The organism is Lysinibacillus sp. NPDC047702 (genome assembly GCF_050272555.1).
Taxonomy (GTDB): domain Bacteria; phylum Bacillota; class Bacilli; order Bacillales_A; family Planococcaceae; genus Lysinibacillus.
The window spans coordinates 1-2,586 of the sequence record NZ_JBNNMG010000130.1 but is presented as its reverse complement, the minus strand read 5'-3'; the positions used below and the strand labels follow the sequence as shown (position 1 = coordinate 2,586).

4 protein-coding genes are annotated in these 2,586 nt (G+C 29.0%); all 4 read right to left on the bottom strand.

All coding sequences use genetic code 11. The features are described 5' to 3' along the window. Positions 1-144: 144 nt before the first annotated feature. The 4 genes from ACQKIM_RS27885 to ACQKIM_RS27870 all read right to left on the bottom strand — a co-directional run bounded on the left by ACQKIM_RS27885 (position 145) and on the right by ACQKIM_RS27870 (position 2,461). Entirely contained in the window at positions 145-306 is a 162-nt protein-coding gene (locus tag ACQKIM_RS27885) for a hypothetical protein (protein WP_427550203.1), read from the bottom strand. 176 nt (positions 307-482) lie between these two features. After that, positions 483-617, bottom strand: a complete 135-nt coding sequence (locus ACQKIM_RS27880) for a DUF3953 domain-containing protein (protein ID WP_427550206.1) — start codon at positions 615-617, stop codon at positions 483-485. A gap of 414 nt (positions 618-1,031) precedes the next feature. Then, entirely contained in the window at positions 1,032-1,745 is a 714-nt protein-coding gene (locus ACQKIM_RS27875; protein WP_427550201.1) for a hypothetical protein, read from the bottom strand. Positions 1,746-1,777: 32 nt separating this feature from the next. Further along, positions 1,778-2,461 (bottom strand): competence protein CoiA, encoded by a 684-nt coding sequence (locus tag ACQKIM_RS27870; RefSeq protein ID WP_427550204.1) that lies wholly within the window; start codon positions 2,459-2,461, stop codon positions 1,778-1,780. Between the last annotated feature and the right edge of the window lie 125 nt (positions 2,462-2,586).

Sequence of the window (2,586 nt, the reverse complement as noted above, 5' to 3'; positions counted from 1 at the left end):
TAAGGTCATATAATTAAACCCTTTTAACCTCACAAAAAATTTAAGGGTTACGCCCCTTAAATTATTTGTGAGGCGAGCAAGCGATAGCGCGCTTAAATTTAAAGCAAAATCTCAATTTCCCCTGTCCATTTTCTTGACATAGTATCAAAGTTTATCGCGATTGCCCTTTTTTAAAAGCTCGATAATTTCTTTATTTTGTTCAACTTGAATATTGCTATTTACTTTTATGATTCTAATCCATAGTGTTATTGCTATTAGTAAAACTGGAAATAAAAAATTAAATGCAGTAAAGAGATCTTCTGCCATTTCTCTATCCAACTCCTTCTTATTTAGGATTATTTTCATTATACGCAAAGACCAAACAAAGATGGTAAAAAAGATAAATTTTAACAATAAAAAGCCTTACCGCACTATGGATAAGGCTTTTTTCTGTGGTATATCTACTTTTTGTCGAGTTAGCTCATTTCTCACACACGTTGTTATCAAAATAAATATTTAATTGAGACAAATACTAAAAATAAAAATACCCCAATAAAGTACCAAGCAAAAACTTTTCTCTCTCTTTGAAATTCTTTTATTCCTAGAATTAACATCACTAAACCTAAGAAGAATATCATTAGGAAATTCAACTCGTAATCACTTGTGATAATTCCGTATGTTGAGATCGATACTACTATGATTGAAAAAATAATTTGTAATATTGTTAGCAAAATACCATCACCTTTTAAATATTGTACCTTGATTATACAATATAACAGATAATGTGGATATAATTTCCATTCATTAACCTTTTATATTAATTAAGATACCTAATCTTTTAAAAAATATGGGCCGGCCATGTATGTCACGCTCCAAACTAGTCTGTCAAGCGCTGGTCGGTCATCGGTCTGTCCCTAATATTTAGGTTTTTAAAAATACCAAGGGAGGAAAACCTTACCGCACCGTCCTGCTTTCAATTTTACATTATTATTTTTATCTCACCTATTGTTGAAAGTTTGGCAAATATGGCAACTTTGGAAAGTAAAATAGGTTTATTCTTTGTTATTTTTAATAAGTTTTTTATATTCTTTGTTAGCATTTTCTGCTTTTTCGTAATGTTCATCGTCTCTAAAGCAATAAACTGAGTGAAAAAATGCTATATAACTATTAATCTTAAAATCATCATGCAAAGGTATCGCACTTATTAGCACAGGATAAGGTTCATAAAAATTTTCTGTACGACGGTGTTTTAAAAAACCTACTTCCTCTAATAAATTTAAATAAAATTCAAGACACTCTTTAATCTCTCTATTAGACTTAGTGTTAAAATTAAAAATATTTGTTTTAGTCATTTTAAAATATAGGTTATTTATAGTTAAATTTTTGTTTTGATAATGGGTCAATACTTGATCTATAGTCCATAATTGCCATAAGGTAAATCGTGTTTTAATCTTTTTTCTATAAGCTATTTTGACTTTACATATACCAGGAAAATTATATGTTGTTAGGTTATACTTACGTATTAGAACTTCAAAAGACCGTTTTTCTATATCCGTCATATGATTCATTTCATTTTGTAAGGAAAAATTATTTAGATATTTTTTATACGTTAAATATTCATCGCCAGATTTTTCAACCGTTTGAATCCTATTGGTATCTATGTCTTGATATCTTTGTTGTTCTTCTAGTTTTTTTCTTTTTCTTTCTTCCTCCTTTTGTTTAGCTGCCCTTAAGTTTCGTTTTTCAGTATTTCTTTTATCCCTCAACACTAACAACTCTTTTGCCCAATTACTCCTATTCAATTTTCTTTTTTTTGATTATGTAGATATTTTTTAGAGTTAATTTTATAAGGAGAAACAGAAAAATCCATAAAACAAAAGTCAAGTATCTCACTGACTGGTTTTTGTTCAATATCAAATCCAAACTCTGATCTTTCTGACGTTTTACCTTCAATTATTTTTTGCCCTACCCAACTTACTTCTTTAGTTTTATAGTCAATTAGTAAAATTTCTTGTTGTTCTTTATGTATAATTTCCAGTATAGAATTTCTGTTTATAATCATTTTTTTTGAATGCCTAGTATAAAAATTTTCGCCAAATATCCATATGTCTTGAATACCACAATCTTTATATTTTTTCTGCCTATCTAAAAAAGCCAATACTGGTATAACAGAACATTGTAATTCAAACACTATTTGTTCACCATTTGGTAACTTCAAAAAAACATCTGCTATTTGATTTGTTTCTACAATTCGATACTCTAATTCAACTTGATAATCTGGATATTCTTGTTTCAGCCAACTGTAAATATGAATTTTATTTGTTACATGTTCATAAGTTTCACCAGTACCATGGCTACATGAACTTCCTGGTTTATGACGAAAATGTGGTCTTTGACGACCTTTTTCCCAAAATGTTTCCTTTCCAGCATGATATACCGGATGTTGACAAACAGGACATATCAACTTATTCTCTGAAGTAATTTTTTTTGCGAAAAGGTAATTAATTTCATTTGGCGAATTGTAAAATCAGATTAGACACTGTATAAAAAAATGCATCAAATCGGAAAAATCGTGTATTATTGGAGTTCCTACACAACCAATATACA

Excerpts from the sequence above, each read along its gene's own strand:
- ACQKIM_RS27885 (WP_427550203.1), bottom strand. The coding sequence starts at position 306 with ATGGCAGAAGATCTCTTTACTGCATTTAATTTTTTATTTCCAGTTTTA.
- ACQKIM_RS27880 (WP_427550206.1), bottom strand. The coding sequence starts at position 617 with ATGATATTCTTCTTAGGTTTAGTGATGTTAATTCTAGGAATAAAAGAA.